Origin of the sequence: Flavobacterium silvisoli, assembly GCF_004329815.1 — a bacterium.
GTDB lineage: Bacteria > Bacteroidota > Bacteroidia > Flavobacteriales > Flavobacteriaceae > Flavobacterium > Flavobacterium silvisoli.
Window position 1 is genome coordinate 43,767 of sequence record NZ_SJPE01000008.1, and the last position, 16,348, is coordinate 60,114.

At 38.2% G+C, this 16,348-nt stretch carries 15 protein-coding genes; 4 read left to right on the forward strand and 11 right to left on the reverse strand.

Translation table 11 applies throughout. The features are described from left to right. Positions 1-12 precede the first annotated feature (12 nt). Positions 13-255, reverse strand: a complete 243-nt coding sequence (locus EZL74_RS08025; protein WP_131476089.1) for a hypothetical protein — start codon at positions 253-255, stop codon at positions 13-15. A gap of 472 nt (positions 256-727) precedes the next feature. On the opposite strand from EZL74_RS08025, the gene EZL74_RS08030 reads away from it, so the two are divergent. Beyond that, a complete protein-coding gene (locus EZL74_RS08030) occupies positions 728-943 on the forward strand; it encodes a DUF4287 domain-containing protein (protein WP_131476090.1) in 216 nt (71 codons plus the stop codon). Here the strand turns inward: EZL74_RS08030 and EZL74_RS08035 are convergent. The 4 genes from EZL74_RS08035 to EZL74_RS08050 all read right to left on the reverse strand — a co-directional run bounded on the left by EZL74_RS08035 (position 938) and on the right by EZL74_RS08050 (position 7,070). Continuing rightward, a complete protein-coding gene (locus EZL74_RS08035) occupies positions 938-1,381 on the reverse strand; it encodes a hypothetical protein (RefSeq protein WP_131476091.1) in 444 nt (147 codons plus the stop codon). The genes EZL74_RS08030 and EZL74_RS08035 overlap by 6 nt on opposite strands. A 353-nt stretch (positions 1,382-1,734) precedes the next feature. Then, entirely contained in the window at positions 1,735-3,360 is a 1,626-nt protein-coding gene (locus tag EZL74_RS08040; protein WP_240034573.1) for a TonB-dependent receptor, read from the reverse strand. A 290-nt stretch (positions 3,361-3,650) separates the two neighbouring features. Further along, the gene (locus tag EZL74_RS08045; RefSeq protein ID WP_131476092.1) at positions 3,651-4,013 is read right to left on the reverse strand and encodes a four helix bundle protein; all 363 of its coding nucleotides are present in this window, start codon (positions 4,011-4,013) and stop codon (positions 3,651-3,653) included. Positions 4,014-4,055: 42 nt separating this feature from the next. Further along, positions 4,056-7,070, reverse strand: coding sequence for a tetratricopeptide repeat protein (locus EZL74_RS08050; RefSeq protein ID WP_131476093.1), 3,015 nt, complete (start codon positions 7,068-7,070; stop codon positions 4,056-4,058). 463 nt (positions 7,071-7,533) lie between these two features. Here EZL74_RS08050 and EZL74_RS08055 point away from each other — a divergent pair, with 463 nt between their 5' ends. Further along, positions 7,534-8,217 carry a cell division ATP-binding protein FtsE gene (locus EZL74_RS08055; RefSeq protein WP_131476094.1) on the forward strand — a complete coding sequence of 228 codons (684 nt, stop codon included), beginning with the start codon at positions 7,534-7,536 and terminating at the stop codon, positions 8,215-8,217. Here the strand turns inward: EZL74_RS08055 and EZL74_RS08060 are convergent. Then, on the reverse strand, positions 8,214-9,350 hold the full coding sequence (locus tag EZL74_RS08060) for a glycosyltransferase (protein ID WP_131476095.1): 1,137 nt from the start codon (positions 9,348-9,350) through the stop codon (positions 8,214-8,216). The genes EZL74_RS08055 and EZL74_RS08060 overlap by 4 nt on opposite strands. 62 nt (positions 9,351-9,412) lie before the next feature. Here EZL74_RS08060 and EZL74_RS08065 point away from each other — a divergent pair, with 62 nt between their 5' ends. Further along, positions 9,413-10,339, forward strand: coding sequence for a glycosyltransferase family 2 protein (locus EZL74_RS08065; RefSeq protein ID WP_131476096.1), 927 nt, complete (start codon positions 9,413-9,415; stop codon positions 10,337-10,339). Here the strand turns inward: EZL74_RS08065 and EZL74_RS08070 are convergent. Next, complete coding sequence (locus EZL74_RS08070; RefSeq protein WP_131476097.1) at positions 10,325-10,729, reverse strand: sugar 3,4-ketoisomerase; 405 nt, start codon at positions 10,727-10,729, stop codon at positions 10,325-10,327. The genes EZL74_RS08065 and EZL74_RS08070 overlap by 15 nt on opposite strands. Further along, positions 10,716-11,726, reverse strand: coding sequence for a glycosyltransferase (locus tag EZL74_RS08075; RefSeq protein WP_240034575.1), 1,011 nt, complete (start codon positions 11,724-11,726; stop codon positions 10,716-10,718). Before EZL74_RS08075 ends, EZL74_RS08070 begins: the two co-directional genes overlap by 14 nt. A gap of 131 nt (positions 11,727-11,857) precedes the next feature. On the opposite strand from EZL74_RS08075, the gene EZL74_RS08080 reads away from it, so the two are divergent. Continuing rightward, positions 11,858-12,994, forward strand: a complete 1,137-nt coding sequence (locus tag EZL74_RS08080) for a glycosyltransferase family protein (RefSeq protein ID WP_131476098.1) — start codon at positions 11,858-11,860, stop codon at positions 12,992-12,994. Here the strand turns inward: EZL74_RS08080 and EZL74_RS08085 are convergent. The 3 genes from EZL74_RS08085 to EZL74_RS08095 are packed head-to-tail and all read right to left on the reverse strand — an operon-like array spanning position 12,991 to position 16,337. Continuing rightward, positions 12,991-14,265, reverse strand: coding sequence for an O-antigen translocase (locus EZL74_RS08085; protein WP_131476099.1), 1,275 nt, complete (start codon positions 14,263-14,265; stop codon positions 12,991-12,993). The genes EZL74_RS08080 and EZL74_RS08085 overlap by 4 nt on opposite strands. After that, on the reverse strand, positions 14,266-15,363 hold the full coding sequence (locus tag EZL74_RS08090) for a DegT/DnrJ/EryC1/StrS family aminotransferase (protein ID WP_131476100.1): 1,098 nt from the start codon (positions 15,361-15,363) through the stop codon (positions 14,266-14,268). Next, positions 15,360-16,337, reverse strand: coding sequence for a GNAT family N-acetyltransferase (locus EZL74_RS08095; RefSeq protein WP_131476101.1), 978 nt, complete (start codon positions 16,335-16,337; stop codon positions 15,360-15,362). The genes EZL74_RS08090 and EZL74_RS08095 overlap by 4 nt, the downstream gene beginning before the upstream one ends. Between the last annotated feature and the right edge of the window lie 11 nt (positions 16,338-16,348).

Genomic DNA, 16,348 nt, shown 5'->3' on the forward strand with positions numbered 1-16,348 from the left:
TTAAGGGTAACTTTACTCAGGATAAGTTTGATTAAAATAATTTTTAGAAGCTTTTTCAAATAATTCCATATCTATCTTTAGCAGTTCTTCTTTTATATTCCATCCTTCAATATATCTTTCATCTTCTTCGCTGATTTCTTCGCCGTTAAGTTTTCGACTCAAGATATCACTAAGTAGCACCTCATCACAACTGTAATAGAGGGGATAATATTTCTCGATGAAATTCCAATATTCAAGTTCTGAGTTATTTTTCATAGGTGCTGTTTTATGGTAAAACTAGATTCGTTTTTGCAATTGACCCGCCTACAATTGTATGCAAAACCTATTAATGTTTGCATAATTTATGAACAATGATGTATGTCCTTTCAATCCTTCGGTTTTTGGAACCTTTGACCCTTCCCTTCGACCCTTCGACCCTTCGACAAGCTCAGGGTAAACTTAGCTCAGGGTAAACTTAACTCAGGGATGGTACGATTAGAACATTTAGGCACGGAAGGTCAAAACAGACAGAAGATTGGAAGTATGGGGATGAGCTTCTCGATACATTCGCCAGAGGCGAATACTCGAAGTGACGAGTAAGTTTTTCGATGCATCTGCCTGAAGCGGATACCCGAAGTGACAGGAAGGCTTCTCGACACATCCGCCTCTGGCGGATACTCGAAGTGACAGCTGATAACGCTGTTAAAAACGAGTTGTTTTGCTTATCTTTATACAAAAGAAACCAACCATGAAAAAAGAATACTGGGACGTATCAAACGAACAGGTCATCGAAAAAACCGGAAAGGACATCAACCATTGGATCAAAGTACTGACCGACTTTGAGGCGCAAAACAAAAAATCAAACGAAGTGGTGGCGCATTTGCAAAACGAGCACCAAGTGCCGCGCTATTGGGCAAGAACCCTGACCACCCTATTCCTGAAATCAGACGGAAGGGCTCTATAAAACCGATTCAATCACATACGTTTTGCCATTCAGTTCAAACGTATGCCCCACACCATTGCCCATCAGCAAGCTCCCTAAAGGCGACTGAGGCGAAAGTGCAAAAACAGTCTTATCCTCTACCGTCAGCTTTGGCAAAGCCGTACTGATGAAAAGCAGCAGCCCGTTAGCCTGTACCAAACTCCCCAAAGCCACCAAACGGTGCTCAGCCGAGGCATCAATCTTATCTAAAATACTTTTTTGCTCCAAAATTTCCCTGAGCTTGTGGTTGAGCTTTTCCTGCTCGAGATGCATCATCGAAAGTGCCGTTTCATGCTTATCGCCCGCCGAACCTTTAGCATCGTTTTGAGCATCAACCGTCAAGCCCGAAATCATGTCCTGAAAGACATCAATGCGGTCCTGCAGCAGTTGTTTGTAGCGGAGAAGAATGAGGTGTTTCATAAAAAAGACGGATAGATGATAGACGGATAGATGATAGACTGAAATGTATAAAAAAACTAAATTAGTCTATTATCTATTATCTCTTTGTCTATTATCTTAAAAAAGACGGATAGATGATAGACTGAAATGTATAAAAAAACTAAATTAGTCTATTATCTATTATCTCTTTGTCTATTATCTTTAAAAAAAAGACGGATAGATGATAGACGGAAATGTAGAAAAGACAACTTTTGTCTATTATCTATTATCTCTTTGTCTATTATCTTTAAAAAAAAGACGGATAGATGATAGACGGAAATGTAGAAAAAACAACTTTTGTCTATCATCTATTATCTCTTTGTCTATTATCTAAATTAAAAATCAAATTTAAAACTGGCTCCACCCAGTATCTGTAATCCCTGAACCGGATAGTTTAACCAGCGTTGGTAATCCTGATTGGCCAGATTGTTGCCTTTTAAGAAAAAGGTCAAACGCTCGCTGTGTTTGTAACTGATGTTGGCGTTTAAGTCAAAATAGCTTTTGAGTGTAATTGGTTCATCGGGTATAGGAGTGATTACCGAATACTGTCGGAAAAAATCTTTTCTTTCGCCTACGAAAAACACATTCACACCGGCTGACCATTTGGGTGTAAAAGCCACATCCAGATTAGAAGCAATCTTGATGGCTGGCAGATTCCAGGCTTCCTCCTCTACATCGGTAGTGAAGCTGCTGAAAGTTCCGTTGATACCAAATGATACGTTTTTAGAAAAATCGGCTTTCAACTCACCAAAGAAACTAACGGTTTTGATGTTGTCATACACCACCCCGAAAGAATTGGTATAGGCATATCCTTCTGTATTGCTGTTAAAATGATCGTATCCGTTGCTTTTAAACAAAGGCTTGTTTTCCTCATTTTTGTACGACCCGCGAATGTTATAACTCACACTGCTGGCCAATTTACCTTTTAAACCGGCATAAACATCGTATTTCTGATCGGTTGGCGCCACGCCCAATGTGGGCGAAACAAAAAAGTTTTCCTGTACAAAATCGTTGTATGAATTCTGCTGTAAGGTACCCTCCAAACCGGCATAAAACACCATCAAATCACCCACTACGCGGTAAGAACCCGTAACCTGCGGATAGATGAAAAACTTACTGTCGCCGGCTTCCTGAGCCGCACTGTAAAAGAATCCTACTCCGGCATTAACGGTCAAATCGTCTTTGCGGATTTTTATGCTGGGTTGAAAGCCTAAATTGGTAAACCCATATTTATACGAGGCACCGCCAAAATACGTTTGGTCAAAAGAACCGTTGAGGTAATCAATCACAAAATCGGCTTTGATTTTTTGTTCAACGATGTCAAACTCTAAAGAAGGTTTGCCTACAAAACGGTTTTCAGCCGAGCCGTACGCATCCCAAAAACGGGTGAATTTAACGGAACTTTCTTTTAAAATACTGTTTAATCCTAACCTTCCTCCAACGTATAAGGTGTTGTACGTTTGCTTTTCATTAATACTCTCCACCGTGGCATCATCAAGTATGTCCGGGTGAAGTCCGTACCAGTTGTATATCTGATTTTTGTAGCCTATATCGGCATTCCAGGTCATGGTTTTGGTGCGACTGCCGTAAGTCAAATCAAGGGCCGTAGTCGAAAACTTATCGTCTAACACCACATCTTTAATACCACCCTGAGAGGAATTGTGACGCAGCATCCCCCCGAAATAATCGGTATTGCTCACGTTTTGAGTTACAAAAAGCTCTGCCCCTACGGTTCCGTAATTACCGGCCGCCAAAGTAAGGTAATTGCTGAAGATTTTTTCCTGCGGAGATTTATCCACATTGGCAGCTTTTCCTTTGGCAGGAGCAAAAGTAGAAGCTACCGGAAAAGAAAAAATATTGTATTGGATGTTCTCTTTTTTCGAGGTTTCTTCGTCTTCTAAGGTCGGCGTTTCTTTTACTTTAAAGGCATCCGAAATAGTTGGTGTATAAGGCTTGACCACGTTTACGACTTCGGTTCCGATGTTGTCGTCTTTTTTTTGTGCAAAAGTGAAAGTACTTATTAATAAGAGACAAATAGATGATAGACGGATAGATGATAGACATTTATTTAGTCTATTATCTGTTATCTCTTTGTCTATTGTCTTAAATAAAAGACAGATAGATAATAGACGGATAGATGATAGACATTTAATTAGTCTATTATCTATTATCTCTTTGTCTATTGTCTTAAATAAAAGAGGGATGGATGATTGGCCAACTACAGTTATATTTTTTTTAATACTCATAATTATTAATTTAATGTATTTTGAAAAGACATGGTCGCCTTTTGAAATTCTTCTAATTTCTCTTCTAATTCATTTGCTAACTCTTCTGATATGTATCCTTTTGCATTTGCTAAAAGAACCTGTGTTTGAACTTCAAATGAAGATCCGAGAGCGATATCCAGAAAATGACTGAATGACTTATTGGTTCTGCTAGAACCTTCTGCGATATTAGATGGTAAAGAGACTGCGCATCTGTTCATTTGAGTTGTCAAACCAAATTGCTCTGAACCAGGAAACATTTTAGTCACTTCAAAAATATTTTTCGCAAGTTCCATAGCCATCTGCCAAATTTTTAACTTTTTAAAATTATGTCTCTTAAAATCAGTCATAAAATCGCTTGTCTATCTGTCTATTATCTATCCGTCTATCATCTATTTCTCTATTGACGAATTCGTTTTGGCTGCTTCGCCTTTAATAAAATTAAGTTCGGTTTGGGCTTCTTCTACTACATCGGTGTAGGAGGCAAAATTTTTAATCACACTGTCCAATATGGAAGTAGCACTGAAATTATCCTTCAACTGAAAGTAATTTTTAGCCATTACTATCAATCCTTTGGCTCCGAAATATTTGTACCCCGAATAATCTTTGGCCAATTTCTGAACAGTCTTGTTGGAGTCTTCGTATTTACCGTCTTTGTTTTTGAAATAAGCATCGTAGTACAAGGCTTCGGCTGCCAGTTCTCCTTTGGCTATAGTCAGCAACTTAGCATAAGCAGCACGGGCTTTACCTTCATCATTTGCTTTGATGGCCGAACGGGCTACAATGATTTGTGCATCACTTTTGATTTTGTTATCCGTTTTCGGATTGGCCAATACTTTATCAGCATAGACCACTGCATTAGGATAATCTTTTTGGTCGTAGTAAGCACGCATCAAATTGGCTTGTGCAAAAGTTACATTCTGCGGAAAATCAGCCTCCGCTTCCAAACGTTTCAACACCGGAACCGCTTTGGTATAATTGTCTTTTTTCAGGTGAATTTCACACAAACGCGCCAAGGATTGTTCAGTAAACTCGTTTCTCGGTTTGCTGATGACATACTCATAATTAGGAACGGCATTGTTCTCCAAGCCATCCGAATAATACGATTGTGCCAGATAGAAATTAGCTTTCAGAGCATGAATTCCGTTAGGGAATTTAGAAACATAACCGCTCAAACTGGAAATAGCCTGCTTGGTATTGTTTTGCAAATATTGCTTTTCTGCAGCTTCGTATGTATCGTTGTCCAAATCAGCATCAGACACTTCAACAAAGTCCAAGGTTTTCACCCATGAAGCATACTCGTCAACTTTGCCGTTATCCATATAAATCAAACGCGCGGTTGAAACAGCCTCCAGTGCTTCGGGAGTTTTAGGATATTCGGCTGCCACTTTTTTAAACTTGGCAATAGCCTGCTCGTCTTTCTGAGCGTTGTAATACACCAATCCCTGACGCAAAATAGCTTTGGAAGCAAACGAGCCGTCTTTGAATTCGCTCAACAACTGATCGTAGGTTTTGACCGCCATATCGGCTTTATTGTCGGCCACATAGGTATTTGCCAGTTCAAACAAAGCATCATCGCGGTATTTTGACGTTTTGAAGTTTTGTAAAAACTTATTGAAATCCTCTATTTTCTTTTCGTTTCTGCCCACAAAACCATAGCTCAACGCTTTTTGGAAAGCGGCATAATCAGCATCAATGCCTTTCATTTCAATGGCTTTGTTATACGCATCCATAGCCGGCCAATACTTGGCGGTAACAAAACGGGAGTCGCCCAAACGCAGGTAAGCGTCATTTAAACGGATACGGTCTTCTTTGTTGGCATCAATAAAACTCTGGAAATAATTACCGGCCTGCTCGTATTCCTTTTGTTTGAAATAAGCATAAGCAATGTTGTAATTGATGTTTTTATACTCGGGAGTCTCTTTGGCCGAAGCATAGCCTGCAAACTGTTTGAAGCTCAACAAAGCGTCGTTGAAATTATCCAAACCGTATTCGGTCTCTCCTTTCCAAAACACAGCGCGGGCGGTAAACTTTTCGTTCACCGGTGTGGCAATCGATTTTTTAAACATGCTCAAGGCTTCCTGATAATTGCCATCGGTGTACAATTCGATTCCGCGATAGAAAGTAACTTTTTGATAAGCCGATCTGTTTTCGGCCGATTTGTTTTTTTCTAACAACGCCAACGCATCCTTGTAGTTTTTCGAAGTGATGTAGGAGTTAATCAACAGGGTTTCGATTTCATTCTTACTCGGCGAATTCGGGTATTTGGCCAAAAACGAAGACAATACATCGGGTACACTTTGGTAAGAGTTTCCGATTTCATAACTCAATTTAGCGTAATTCAGATTAGCATCTTCCTGAATCTTTTTATCAAAATCCATTTCGGAAGCGCTTTTAAATGCGTTTAAAGCCTGTTGTTTTTTATCGGTTTTGAAATAACATTCCCCTAAATGGTAATAGCCGTTTTGGGCCACGAAATCTTTACCGTCAATGATTTTATTGAATTGGGTAATTGCATTTTCGTAGTCTTTCTGCATGTAGTAGGCATACCCCAACTGGTAAAAATCGGTGTTGTTCCACTTTCCTTTTTTGCCCTTGTATTCTTTTAAATAAGGCAAGGCTTTGTCGTATTGTTTTAAATTGAAATAGCTCTCACCAATGATTTTGTTGAGTTCTGATTTCTCGGAAGCATTAGAATTGGGCATAGCGGTCAGACCGGCATCAATGGCTTTTTGAAATTCGCCCGATTTGAAATGCATGTCAGCTTTGAAGTAAGACAATTTTTCCTGGTATTTTTCTTCGCCTTCCACCTGTTGAAAGTACTTGTTGGCTTCCTGATAATTATCGCCCTCATAAGCCATAAAACCCAAATAATACTTAGCCTGAGAACCGTAATCTTTGGAGTTGACCACCTTGTTAAAATATGCGGTGGCTTCTTTTTTATTGCCCGCTGTGAAATAAGCATAGCCTTTTTGAAACGCAAATTTCTCAGTATCTTCAGCCGTCAGGGCATTTTCGTCAACTTTGTCAAAATACTGCAAAGCCTGCGGAAATTTACCTTGTTCAAAATAGTATTGCGCCACCTCGATATAAGCCTGATTTTGCTTGGAACTCGTAGGGTAATCGGCGACGAATTTCTCCATCAGTTCATCGGCATTGTTCTGATTTAAGTGAATCGCACAGTTAGCAATATAGTAGGCGCAATCGGCCTGAACATCCTGATTGGTATGGTTTTGTTTGGCTTTTTCAAAAAGGATTTGAGCGGATTGGTATTGTTTGTCTTTGTAGAGAGAAACCGCCTTGTCATAATCGGATAAACTATGGGTATAGATAGCCGATTGCTGCCCGGAAACCTTAGATATTCCTGCGATACACAACAGAAAAAATAACATTGAAACTTTACGCATGGTTTTTATTTTTTACTTATCCAAAAATATTATTCTATACCCTATAACGGGAAAACTATTGTATTTATTATAAACATTGTTGTAAACATTTTTTTGAGATGAGAGACGGAGAGATGATAGATGATAGACAATAGATGGCAGATGGCAGATATCAGATTACAGATTACGAGAACCGGACTGGAATGTTGTTTACCGCAAAATGGTCTATCATCTATCTGTCTATTATCTATTCTCTTTTTTGAGATGAGAGACGGAGAGATGATAGATGATAGACAATAGATGGCAGATATCAGATTACAGATTACTAGAACCGAACTAGAATGTTGTTTACCGCAAAACGTTCTATCATCTATCTGTCTATTATCTATTCGTCTTCTACTCTATTTTACCGGAACTGAATTTTAAAAATATATTTTGAATCCAAACCTTATCTTATTACTTTTACCCAATAAACCCATTACTCATGTCAGAAACCGTTTTATCTTTAAAAAATGTAACGATTTATCAGGAAAACAAAGTGATTTTATCACAAGTGAATCTTGATGTTAAGCAAGGAGAATTCCTTTATATCATTGGTAAAACCGGTACGGGAAAGAGTAGTTTTATGAAGACTCTTTATGCCGATTTACCGCTGACCGTTGGAGAAGGAACCATAGTGGGATATGATTTGGCGCATTTGAAAGAAAATGACATTCCGTTTTTGAGAAGAAAACTGGGCATCGTTTTTCAGGATTTTCTTTTGTTGCCGGACCGCAGCGTGAACGAAAACATGTTGTTTGTACTGAAAGCAACCGGCTGGACTGACGTAGCTTCAATGCAGAGTAAAATCATGGAGGTATTGGATAAAGTAGGTTTGAAAGGCATTGCCAATAAAATGCCGCACCAACTCTCGGGCGGTGAACAACAACGTGTGGCCATTGCCAGAGCTTTACTGAATGACCCCGAATTAATTTTGGCCGATGAACCTACCGGAAACCTTGATCCTCAAACCAGTGCCGAAGTTTTAGCCGTTTTGAAAAATATCAATGAAAACGGAAAAACCGTAATTATGGCTACGCATGATTATGCTGTGATTATGAAATTCCCAGCCAAAACACTGAAATGCGAAGACAACACCATTTTTGAAGTGGTGCAGAAAACCGTTTAAGCCTTTTGGTTTGTTATAAATCTGCTGAGGGTTTCGGCATTTTTTGCGTCATTTAAAACTCTTGCCAAAACCGCATTTCTTTTGTCGTTATCAAGATACGGGCGATTTTTGAGTTCGTTTATTTTGGCGATGAAATCGGTTTCAGTTGTTGCCAGTTCGCAAAGAGTAAGAATGTCTTTGTCGTCTACCATATTTTCGTTTATAAGACAAAAACGGCTTTTGAAAAGCGAGTTGACTAATTTCAGCTTGGTTCCCGATTGCTGGAAAGACAGCAGCACATTGATGTGTGCATTAGCCAACAACGATTCGAGATGCGCTTCACTCTCGATAGTTACAAATGTTATGTTTCCGGCGTTTTTTAACTGCTGTTCTACAAAATCTTTTCCATTTGAAGAAGCAATAACCAACTGATAATCGGGAATTTTGTGAAAAAGCCGAATCAGAAACTGCACGGTTTTTTTATTGTCGGGCAACCGTAAATCGCCGTGATACAAGGCATAATCACCTTTTTCCGAAAGCATTTTTATTTTGGTATTGCCATGAAAAACGGGAAGGTATACCGCGTTATCGACCCATGTTTTTACCTGTTCATTTTCATAAACCGACAGCGTAAAAACTTGCTCAAACTGATTCAATTGCCGTTCGTACTTTCTGTATTTCCGCGATTCAAAATAATACAAGATTTTCTTCAGCCCATTGGTTTCACTGCGCGACATACCGGCGTAAAAATTAGATTCCAGATTGTGCATTCGAAGGTATTTTTTACCGGTAAGTTCTGTTTGATGCAACAGCATGGTTGACTGCAAACCTTCGAACAATACAGGCGCCTCAACGGCCTTGATATTCTGCACCAAACTCTGGCAAAACCGGGATTTAACGCCAAACGGAATTGAAGAAAAAAAGAATAACGGGTTTCTGTTTTTTTTATACAAATGAACCGATTTGGTGATGGTTTTCAGCTCATCGGAAACAGTATTGCGATCCTGATAAAAGCAATGCAGATGAATGTCAAATCCCAATTCATGCAAACTTTTAAGCTTGTAAAACACATCTATAACACCCCCGTAATTGGGCGGATAGGGATTGTCAAAACTGATGATATGCAGGGGTTGATTAGTCATAGCTTTCGACAAAAATAGTATTTTAAAAGAAGTAAAATGATAGTTTTATTTATATTTGGAGACAAATTCCGGAAATGCCTAAATTTTCAGTAATCATCCCATTATACAACAAAGAAAAGTTTGTTGCCAAAACAATTAACAGTGTTTTGGACCAGACGTTTACTGACTATGAAATCATTGTTATCAATGATGGTTCTACCGATAACAGCGAGCGGGTTATCCTGAGCTTTACCGATTCAAGAATACACTATTTTGCTACTCACAACCATGGTGCTTCAGCAGCACGAAATACAGGAATTGAAAAAGCCGGCGGGGATTATATTTGTTTCCTGGATGCGGATGATTATTGGTATCCTGATTTTTTAGCGACCATGTATCACTATTCCGAGCTGTTCCCGGAACAAAAAGTGTTTGGAGCCGCCATTGAAATTGAAACCTCCAAAAAAACAATTCCAGCCCAATACGCTATCCAAAGAACAGGTGATTTTGAATTGGTGAATTTTTTCAAAGCCAGTGTTGGCGAATCAGTTTTGTGTACTTCCAGTGTTGCCATACATAAAGACGTTTTTGAAGCAATCGGTAATTTTGATATTTCTATCAAAAGTGGTCAAGATACCGATTTATGGATACGTATTGGATTGTTGTATCCTGTTTTATTCGTGTGGAAAATACAAGCGCGTTATATTTTTGACCCCCAAAGCCTCTCCAGAAACAAACAGTTTTTGAATGTTAAAATCAACTTTTCAAAATTTGCGGTTGAAGAGCAAACAAATGAAGATTTGAAGATTTTTCTGGATTTGAATCGTTTTGCGTTAGCTATTAAATCAAAACTCGTAGGCGATAAAAAGAGTTTTAACTATTACTATGGCAACATTTGCTTAGAAAAGTTATCCTTTAAAAAACGTATTATTTTGCTTTTACCTGCTTTTATATTAAAAGTGCTGATAAAATGGCAAACACTTTTAGTCAACATCGGATGGGGAAAATCAGTTTTTAGATAACTGAAATTCTTCAAAATCACGGATATAATCTTCTTCGTCAAAAACCTCAGAGGCCAAGACCAAACACACAGACCCGGATGAAAAATTTTGCAATTCGCGCCAAATGCCATTTACTATAAGCAATCCGAAATTAGGCTTGTTGAGCGTAACTACTTTTTGTTCCTGACCATCGTGTAAAACCACATCGAAACTCCCGCTGAGTGCCACTAAAAACTGTTGCAGTTTTTTATGAGCATGTCCTCCGCGTTCCGCGCCACTAGGCACATCGTATAAATAATAAACACGTTTTATATCATACGGAATCACATCGCCTTCAATCACGGAGAGGTTTCCACGGGTATCCTGAATTTTTGGTATTTCTATAAGTTGAACGTCCTTAATTGTTGTCATTTTTTTCTAATAATTCTTTCCACTGATGAACAATGTTTTTCAAAGATAAATGTTCTACACTTTTTTTGGCATTATTTTTACATTTTTGATACAATACTTCGTCATCCACTAATGTCATTATGGCTCTTGACAAAATCTTTGAATTGTGATTTTCGATGAGCAATCCGTTAATTTCGTGCTGAATGATCTCTCTTGGTCCCGAATTACAATCAACGGCAATTACCGGAGTACCCAAGGACAGCGATTCAATAATGCTTAACGGAAATCCTTCGTAATGACTGGTTAACACGGTAAACCTTGCCTGTTTGACATATCCGAACGGATTGTTTGTGTAGGGAAGCATCCGTACACTTTCGGTTAAATCTAATGCCGCTATTTTATTTTTTACAAACAAATAATCAGGACCATCTCCCAAAAGAATTAACTGATAACCGGATGATGCAATTCCTGACAATTTAAAGCCTTCCAAGAGCAAACTGATATTTTTATGCTTTTCCTCCAATCGTCCGAAAAACAAAATGAATTTCTCCGGAAGATTACTGATTTTTTCAGGTTCGCTATCCGAAAGTTGAACCGGATTGTAAATCGAACACGTGTTGGTCAAACCATATTTTCTGATTACTTCCTGTTCAATGGCTTTGGAAACACAAACTATTTTTTCGGTGTTCCGATACAACATCCGGGCTAAAAAAACAGATTTGGGAAGGTATTTGTACAGTTTAAAATTTTGAACCATAGCAAACTTTCTTCTTTTACCATACATCAGTTGAGCCAAAAATTCTCTAACGCTATTGGTGCGGGTTCTGTTGTCAATTATAATGTCAATTTGATTGTCTTTGAGGTATTTGTGAAGTAAATACCCTTTCATTATTTTTCGGATTAACGGATTTTTTGCAGTAGTCTGTTTACCCAAGTTGAGCAACGCACCATTAAAATGAAAATCGGTTCCGTCATTAATGATGATGTGGTGTATTTCAAAATGTTCCTTTTCAAGCATTAAACCCAATAATCCTGAACACCTTTCCGCTCCCCCGGAGCTCAGCGAAATAGAGATAATTGCGATTTTGCGACCGGCTTTTATCATCATTACCAATTAGTAAATATATTTGTCAAATATATACATAATTTATGAGGTTTCTATTGGTTGGTGAATACAGCAGGTTACACAACTCTTTGAAAGAAGGTCTAGAAAAACTGGGACACGAAGTAATTATACTGGGTTTTAAAGACGGCTTCAAAAATTTTCCGGTGGATTTCCCTCTGGTTCGAAAATGGAATTCGGGAATATTAAAAAAAATACGTCTGGCTGTTCTTCGTCTCACCGGTTTCGATATCTCCTCATATCTGACTTATCGCCAGTTTCTTAAAAACAAATCTCAATTTGAACAGTTTGATGCTGTTCAGCTAATTAATGAGAATTCATTTTTCTGCAATTACTATTTTGAGAAAAAAATAGTAAACCATATTTTTAAAAACAACAAGAAAGTATTTCTGTTGTCGTGCAGTGACGATTATCTGAATGTGCAATACAATTTTGAAAATCCTCAGTCAAAATCGGGCATACAACCCTATTTGGAAGGCAAGATAAAAGACAAAGACAATTTGAGTGTATTGAAATTCAGAACCGATTCTTTCCGTAAGTTACACCAGTATATTTATTCAAATTGCAGCGGTATCATTGCCTCAGATTTTGACTATGATGCTCCTTTGAAAGGAAATCCGAAATACCTGGGCGTAGTCCCAAACCCTATAAATACTGATTTGTTAAAAGAGGAAAAACTTGAAATCAAAGATAAAATAATCATCTTCTTGGGAGTCAATCGTGAAAACTGCCTTAAAAAAGGGGTTGATTTTTTTGAAAAGGCTTTACAAGAGATTCAAAAAAAATATCCGGAAAAGACAGAAGTCATTATAACCGAAAACGTTCCCTATAATGAATACATTCATTGCTACACTAAGGCTCATATTTTATTAGACCAGTGTTATGCAAAAGACCAAGGGTATAATGCTCTGGAGGCCATGGCCAAAGGAAAAGTAGTGTTTACCGGAGCGGAGCAGGAATTCGTCGGGTACTACAACATAAAGGAACCCGTAGCCATCAATGCAAAGCCCGATGTGGCGTATCTGGTTGAAAAATTATCTTTCTTAATTGAAAACCCAGAGGAAATAAAGGCCATGAGTAAACGTGCCCGCGCTTTTATTGAAAAAGAACACAATTATATTAAAGTAGCCGAAAAGTATCTGGCTATTTGGAAAAACAATTAGAAAACACTTTTTCTGAAATAAATCAGCAAAACCAACAGGTAGATAAAATACGTAAGCGCGTGTGCAATAACTACTCCCTGAATGCCATAAACCGCAATAAAATAATTACTTGTTCCCCATAGGATCAGCAGTGAGAAAAGTTCGGAGACGATGAAGGCCTTTGTCATTTTTTTGGCAAAAAACTGATAGCCTAAAATCATGGACAGTGCTTTGAGTAAATCACCGATTATTTGGCCCAAAAACAAGTCGGACACCGGTAAAAAAGTTTTGGTTAAAATCACCGGAATTAAAAGATCTTTTAAACCAAACAAGACAGCTAAACCGATTGCAAAAACGGGAAATATCCCTTTAAAATAAGTCCAGAAAATTGCTTTTGTTTCTTCAGTATTTGAAGCTTTAGACAATTTAGGCAAGAAGTAAACCACTAAAATTGTAGACAAAAAAAGCATATAATACGATGATATTCGTGACATAGCTTCCCAATATCCGGCTTTTTCGTAACCTAAATTGTGAATCACATTAGTACGTATCGATAAATACACCAATGGTCCTACTACAGAGGAAACCAATGCCATTAAAGAATACTGCGACAACTGTTTCAGTATCGTGAGATTGAAGGATTTTTTAGTAAGAAGTGTTCTGAGCGGAACCGTTGTATTGAGTTGAAAAACAACTATAAAAAAAAGTAACGAAGGAGCCAAAATAACCGCCAATAATGCTCCAAAAGTATGGTAATTGTACAACAATACTACCGATAAGACCAAGCCCAGAAGATTGCCGTAAATATTGATTTTAATAACTTTTTTAAAGGCTCCGAAACCATTCAGTACCGAAGTCAAAAACAAGGAAGCCATATACCACGGCAGACTTAGAGAAAAAGCTTTAAAAACAGACTGATACTGAAATTCATCACCAAAAATCGCTTCGTTTAAATATCCGGAAAAAAAATATAAAAATCCGCTGAGCGCAACGGTAACTAAAAAAATGGCCATGACTACCGTAGAGAGCAATTCTTTCAGCTGCTGTTCTTTATGTTCATATTCGGCAACATACTTGATAATTCCGTTTTGAAATCCGAGCAGACCAATACTTTCAACTGAACTAATAAAATTCCTTAAATTCCCCACCAAGGCCATACCTGACGGCCCCACAAAAACAGCTAAAAATTTTGAAGTAATAAAACCAACAGCAATTTTTATCAGCACGCTGATACTGTTTAACGAACTTACTTTGAATAATTCCTTATCCCGTATTTTGCCCAATACTTTCAATTAATATTGATTTAAAATTTGAATCAAGGTATCAACCTCTGCCTCGGTCATGACCGGACTCATCGGAAGGCTCAATACCTCCTGATGGATTTTTTCGGTAACAGGAAAAGAACTGTCCTGCCAATGGTTCAAAGCCTGCTGACGATGGGGAGGAATGGGGTAATGAACCATTGTCTCGATGTCGTTTGCTTTGAGGTATTCCTGCAATTCTCCTCTGTTTGCCGTACGGACGACAAACAAATGAAAAACATGATTGGCAGAAAAATCCCAATGCGGTAATACAATCTTATCGTTTTTAATTTCGGCTAAATAGCGTTGGGCTATTTCTCTTCGGCATTCATTTTCTTTGTCCAAATGAGGCAGTTTCACATTCAAGAAAGCGGCCTGCAATTCGTCTAATCGGGAATTCACGCCGATGAAGTCGTTATGGTATTTTTTTTCGGAACCATAATTTCGTAAAGCGAAAAGCACCTTGGCTAATGCGGCATCATTGGTTGTAATGGCACCGGCGTCGCCCAAAGCTCCTAAGTTTTTTGAAGGGTAAAAACTAAACCCGGCAGCATCAGACAAATTTCCGGCTCTTCGGTCTCCCGTTTGAGCTCCGTGTGCCTGAGCAGCATCTTCTATAACCAATAAATTATATTGTTTGGCAATAACATTAATATGATTCATATCAGCTATTTGTCCGTACAGATGAACCGGCAAAACAGCTTTGGTTTTTGAGGTTATTTTGGCCGTAATCAAATCGGAGTTGATGTTGTAGGTTTCCGGTTTGGGTTCTACCAAAACAGGAACCAAATCGGCTTCAAGTACAGCCAGAATACTCGCAATATAAGTATTGGCCGGAACCAGGACCTCATCGCCCTTTTGCAATCGGCCCAATTGAATATAGCCTTTAAAAATAAGCACCAAAGCATCAAGACCATTCCCTACTCCGATGCAAAATTTTGTTCCGCAGTAAGCGGCAAAATCGTTTTCAAATGCCTTGACCTCATCGCCCAAAATAAACCAGCCTTTATCCAGAAATTGTTGTGTTTTTTGGTGAAAGGCTTCTTGGTAAGGCAAATTGATTTTATGTAAATCGAGGAATTTAATCATATCAGTACGTTTTCGAGTCTAGAAAAATTGGCGGTTGGCACTTCATAAAAATCCTGAACCGTGGTTTTGGCACCAAAACTTTCCTTCCAATACAACAAGCCTTCATTTATTTTTTGGCCATTATCTTCGTGAGATGTTCCAAAATCGAAATAGGCTTTATCTGCAAATACTTCGGTCAATAAATAATAATGTAAAAAATCTAAACTTCCCAATTCACTTTTTTGATCATTGCCCGAAATATATTGCGAATGCGCTACTCTATCGGTAACAAAAACGGTGGTTCCGGCTACTATATTGCCTTCGTAATACACATTGAATTGACGGATGTTTTGAGGGAAGTATTGTTGCAATTTCGCCATTTCCTGAGCCGTATGAACCGGTTTGGCTTTGTGTTTTTTGTCTAAATTGGGAATTAATACCGTATTCCAAAACAAGTCGAAATCTGTCTCTTCCTTTACGGTCAGATTTTTTTTGGCACTTCTTTGCAAGGCATGCTTTCGTCCTTTGGTAAAAGAAAATGGCTGTTTCATGTCCATCACCGAGAGGCAATCTCTTCTGATCAATTGGGCTTTCGTCAAAAATAAAGCATATTCAACTTCTTCCGAAAAAGCCGTTTGATAAATGGCCGGAAGCAATTTTAACTGAACCGTTGTTATTTGATTTTCGTGCAGAAACTGCAAAACTGTTTTTATTATGGTTATGGCTTTGCCTAATTTGATTTTGGCATCAAAAACAAAACCGCCATACGTGAGTCCCTGATGGGAAAAAATTGTAGTACCGACAACATTGGCCGGGAGGATACTGATCAGTTTATCCTGTTCAAAAACCAATAATGAATAATCTGAAAACCTATCGGAATGGTATTCCATAAAATCGCGATGAAACAAAAAAGTCGCATTTTTGGCACTACTTACAAAAGCATTCCAAAGTGCATAATCATTGGCCTCATAACGTCTGACAGTATAGTTTTTCACGGAGTTTGTTT

Bases quoted from the DNA above. Each gene is read 5' to 3' on its own strand.
- EZL74_RS08025 (WP_131476089.1), bottom strand. From the start codon at position 255: ATGAAAAATAACTCAGAACTTGAATATTGGAATTTCATCGAGAAATAT.
- EZL74_RS08030 (WP_131476090.1), top strand. From the start codon at position 728: ATGAAAAAAGAATACTGGGACGTATCAAACGAACAGGTCATCGAAAAA.
- EZL74_RS08035 (WP_131476091.1), bottom strand. From the start codon at position 1,381: ATGAAACACCTCATTCTTCTCCGCTACAAACAACTGCTGCAGGACCGC.
- EZL74_RS08045 (WP_131476092.1), bottom strand. From the start codon at position 4,013: ATGACTGATTTTAAGAGACATAATTTTAAAAAGTTAAAAATTTGGCAG.
- EZL74_RS08050 (WP_131476093.1), bottom strand. From the start codon at position 7,070: ATGCGTAAAGTTTCAATGTTATTTTTTCTGTTGTGTATCGCAGGAATA.
- EZL74_RS08055 (WP_131476094.1), top strand. From the start codon at position 7,534: ATGTCAGAAACCGTTTTATCTTTAAAAAATGTAACGATTTATCAGGAA.
- EZL74_RS08065 (WP_131476096.1), top strand. From the start codon at position 9,413: ATGCCTAAATTTTCAGTAATCATCCCATTATACAACAAAGAAAAGTTT.
- EZL74_RS08070 (WP_131476097.1), bottom strand. From the start codon at position 10,729: ATGACAACAATTAAGGACGTTCAACTTATAGAAATACCAAAAATTCAG.
- EZL74_RS08075 (WP_240034575.1), bottom strand. From the start codon at position 11,726: ATGCTTGAAAAGGAACATTTTGAAATACACCACATCATCATTAATGAC.
- EZL74_RS08080 (WP_131476098.1), top strand. From the start codon at position 11,858: ATGAGGTTTCTATTGGTTGGTGAATACAGCAGGTTACACAACTCTTTG.
- EZL74_RS08090 (WP_131476100.1), bottom strand. From the start codon at position 15,363: ATGATTAAATTCCTCGATTTACATAAAATCAATTTGCCTTACCAAGAA.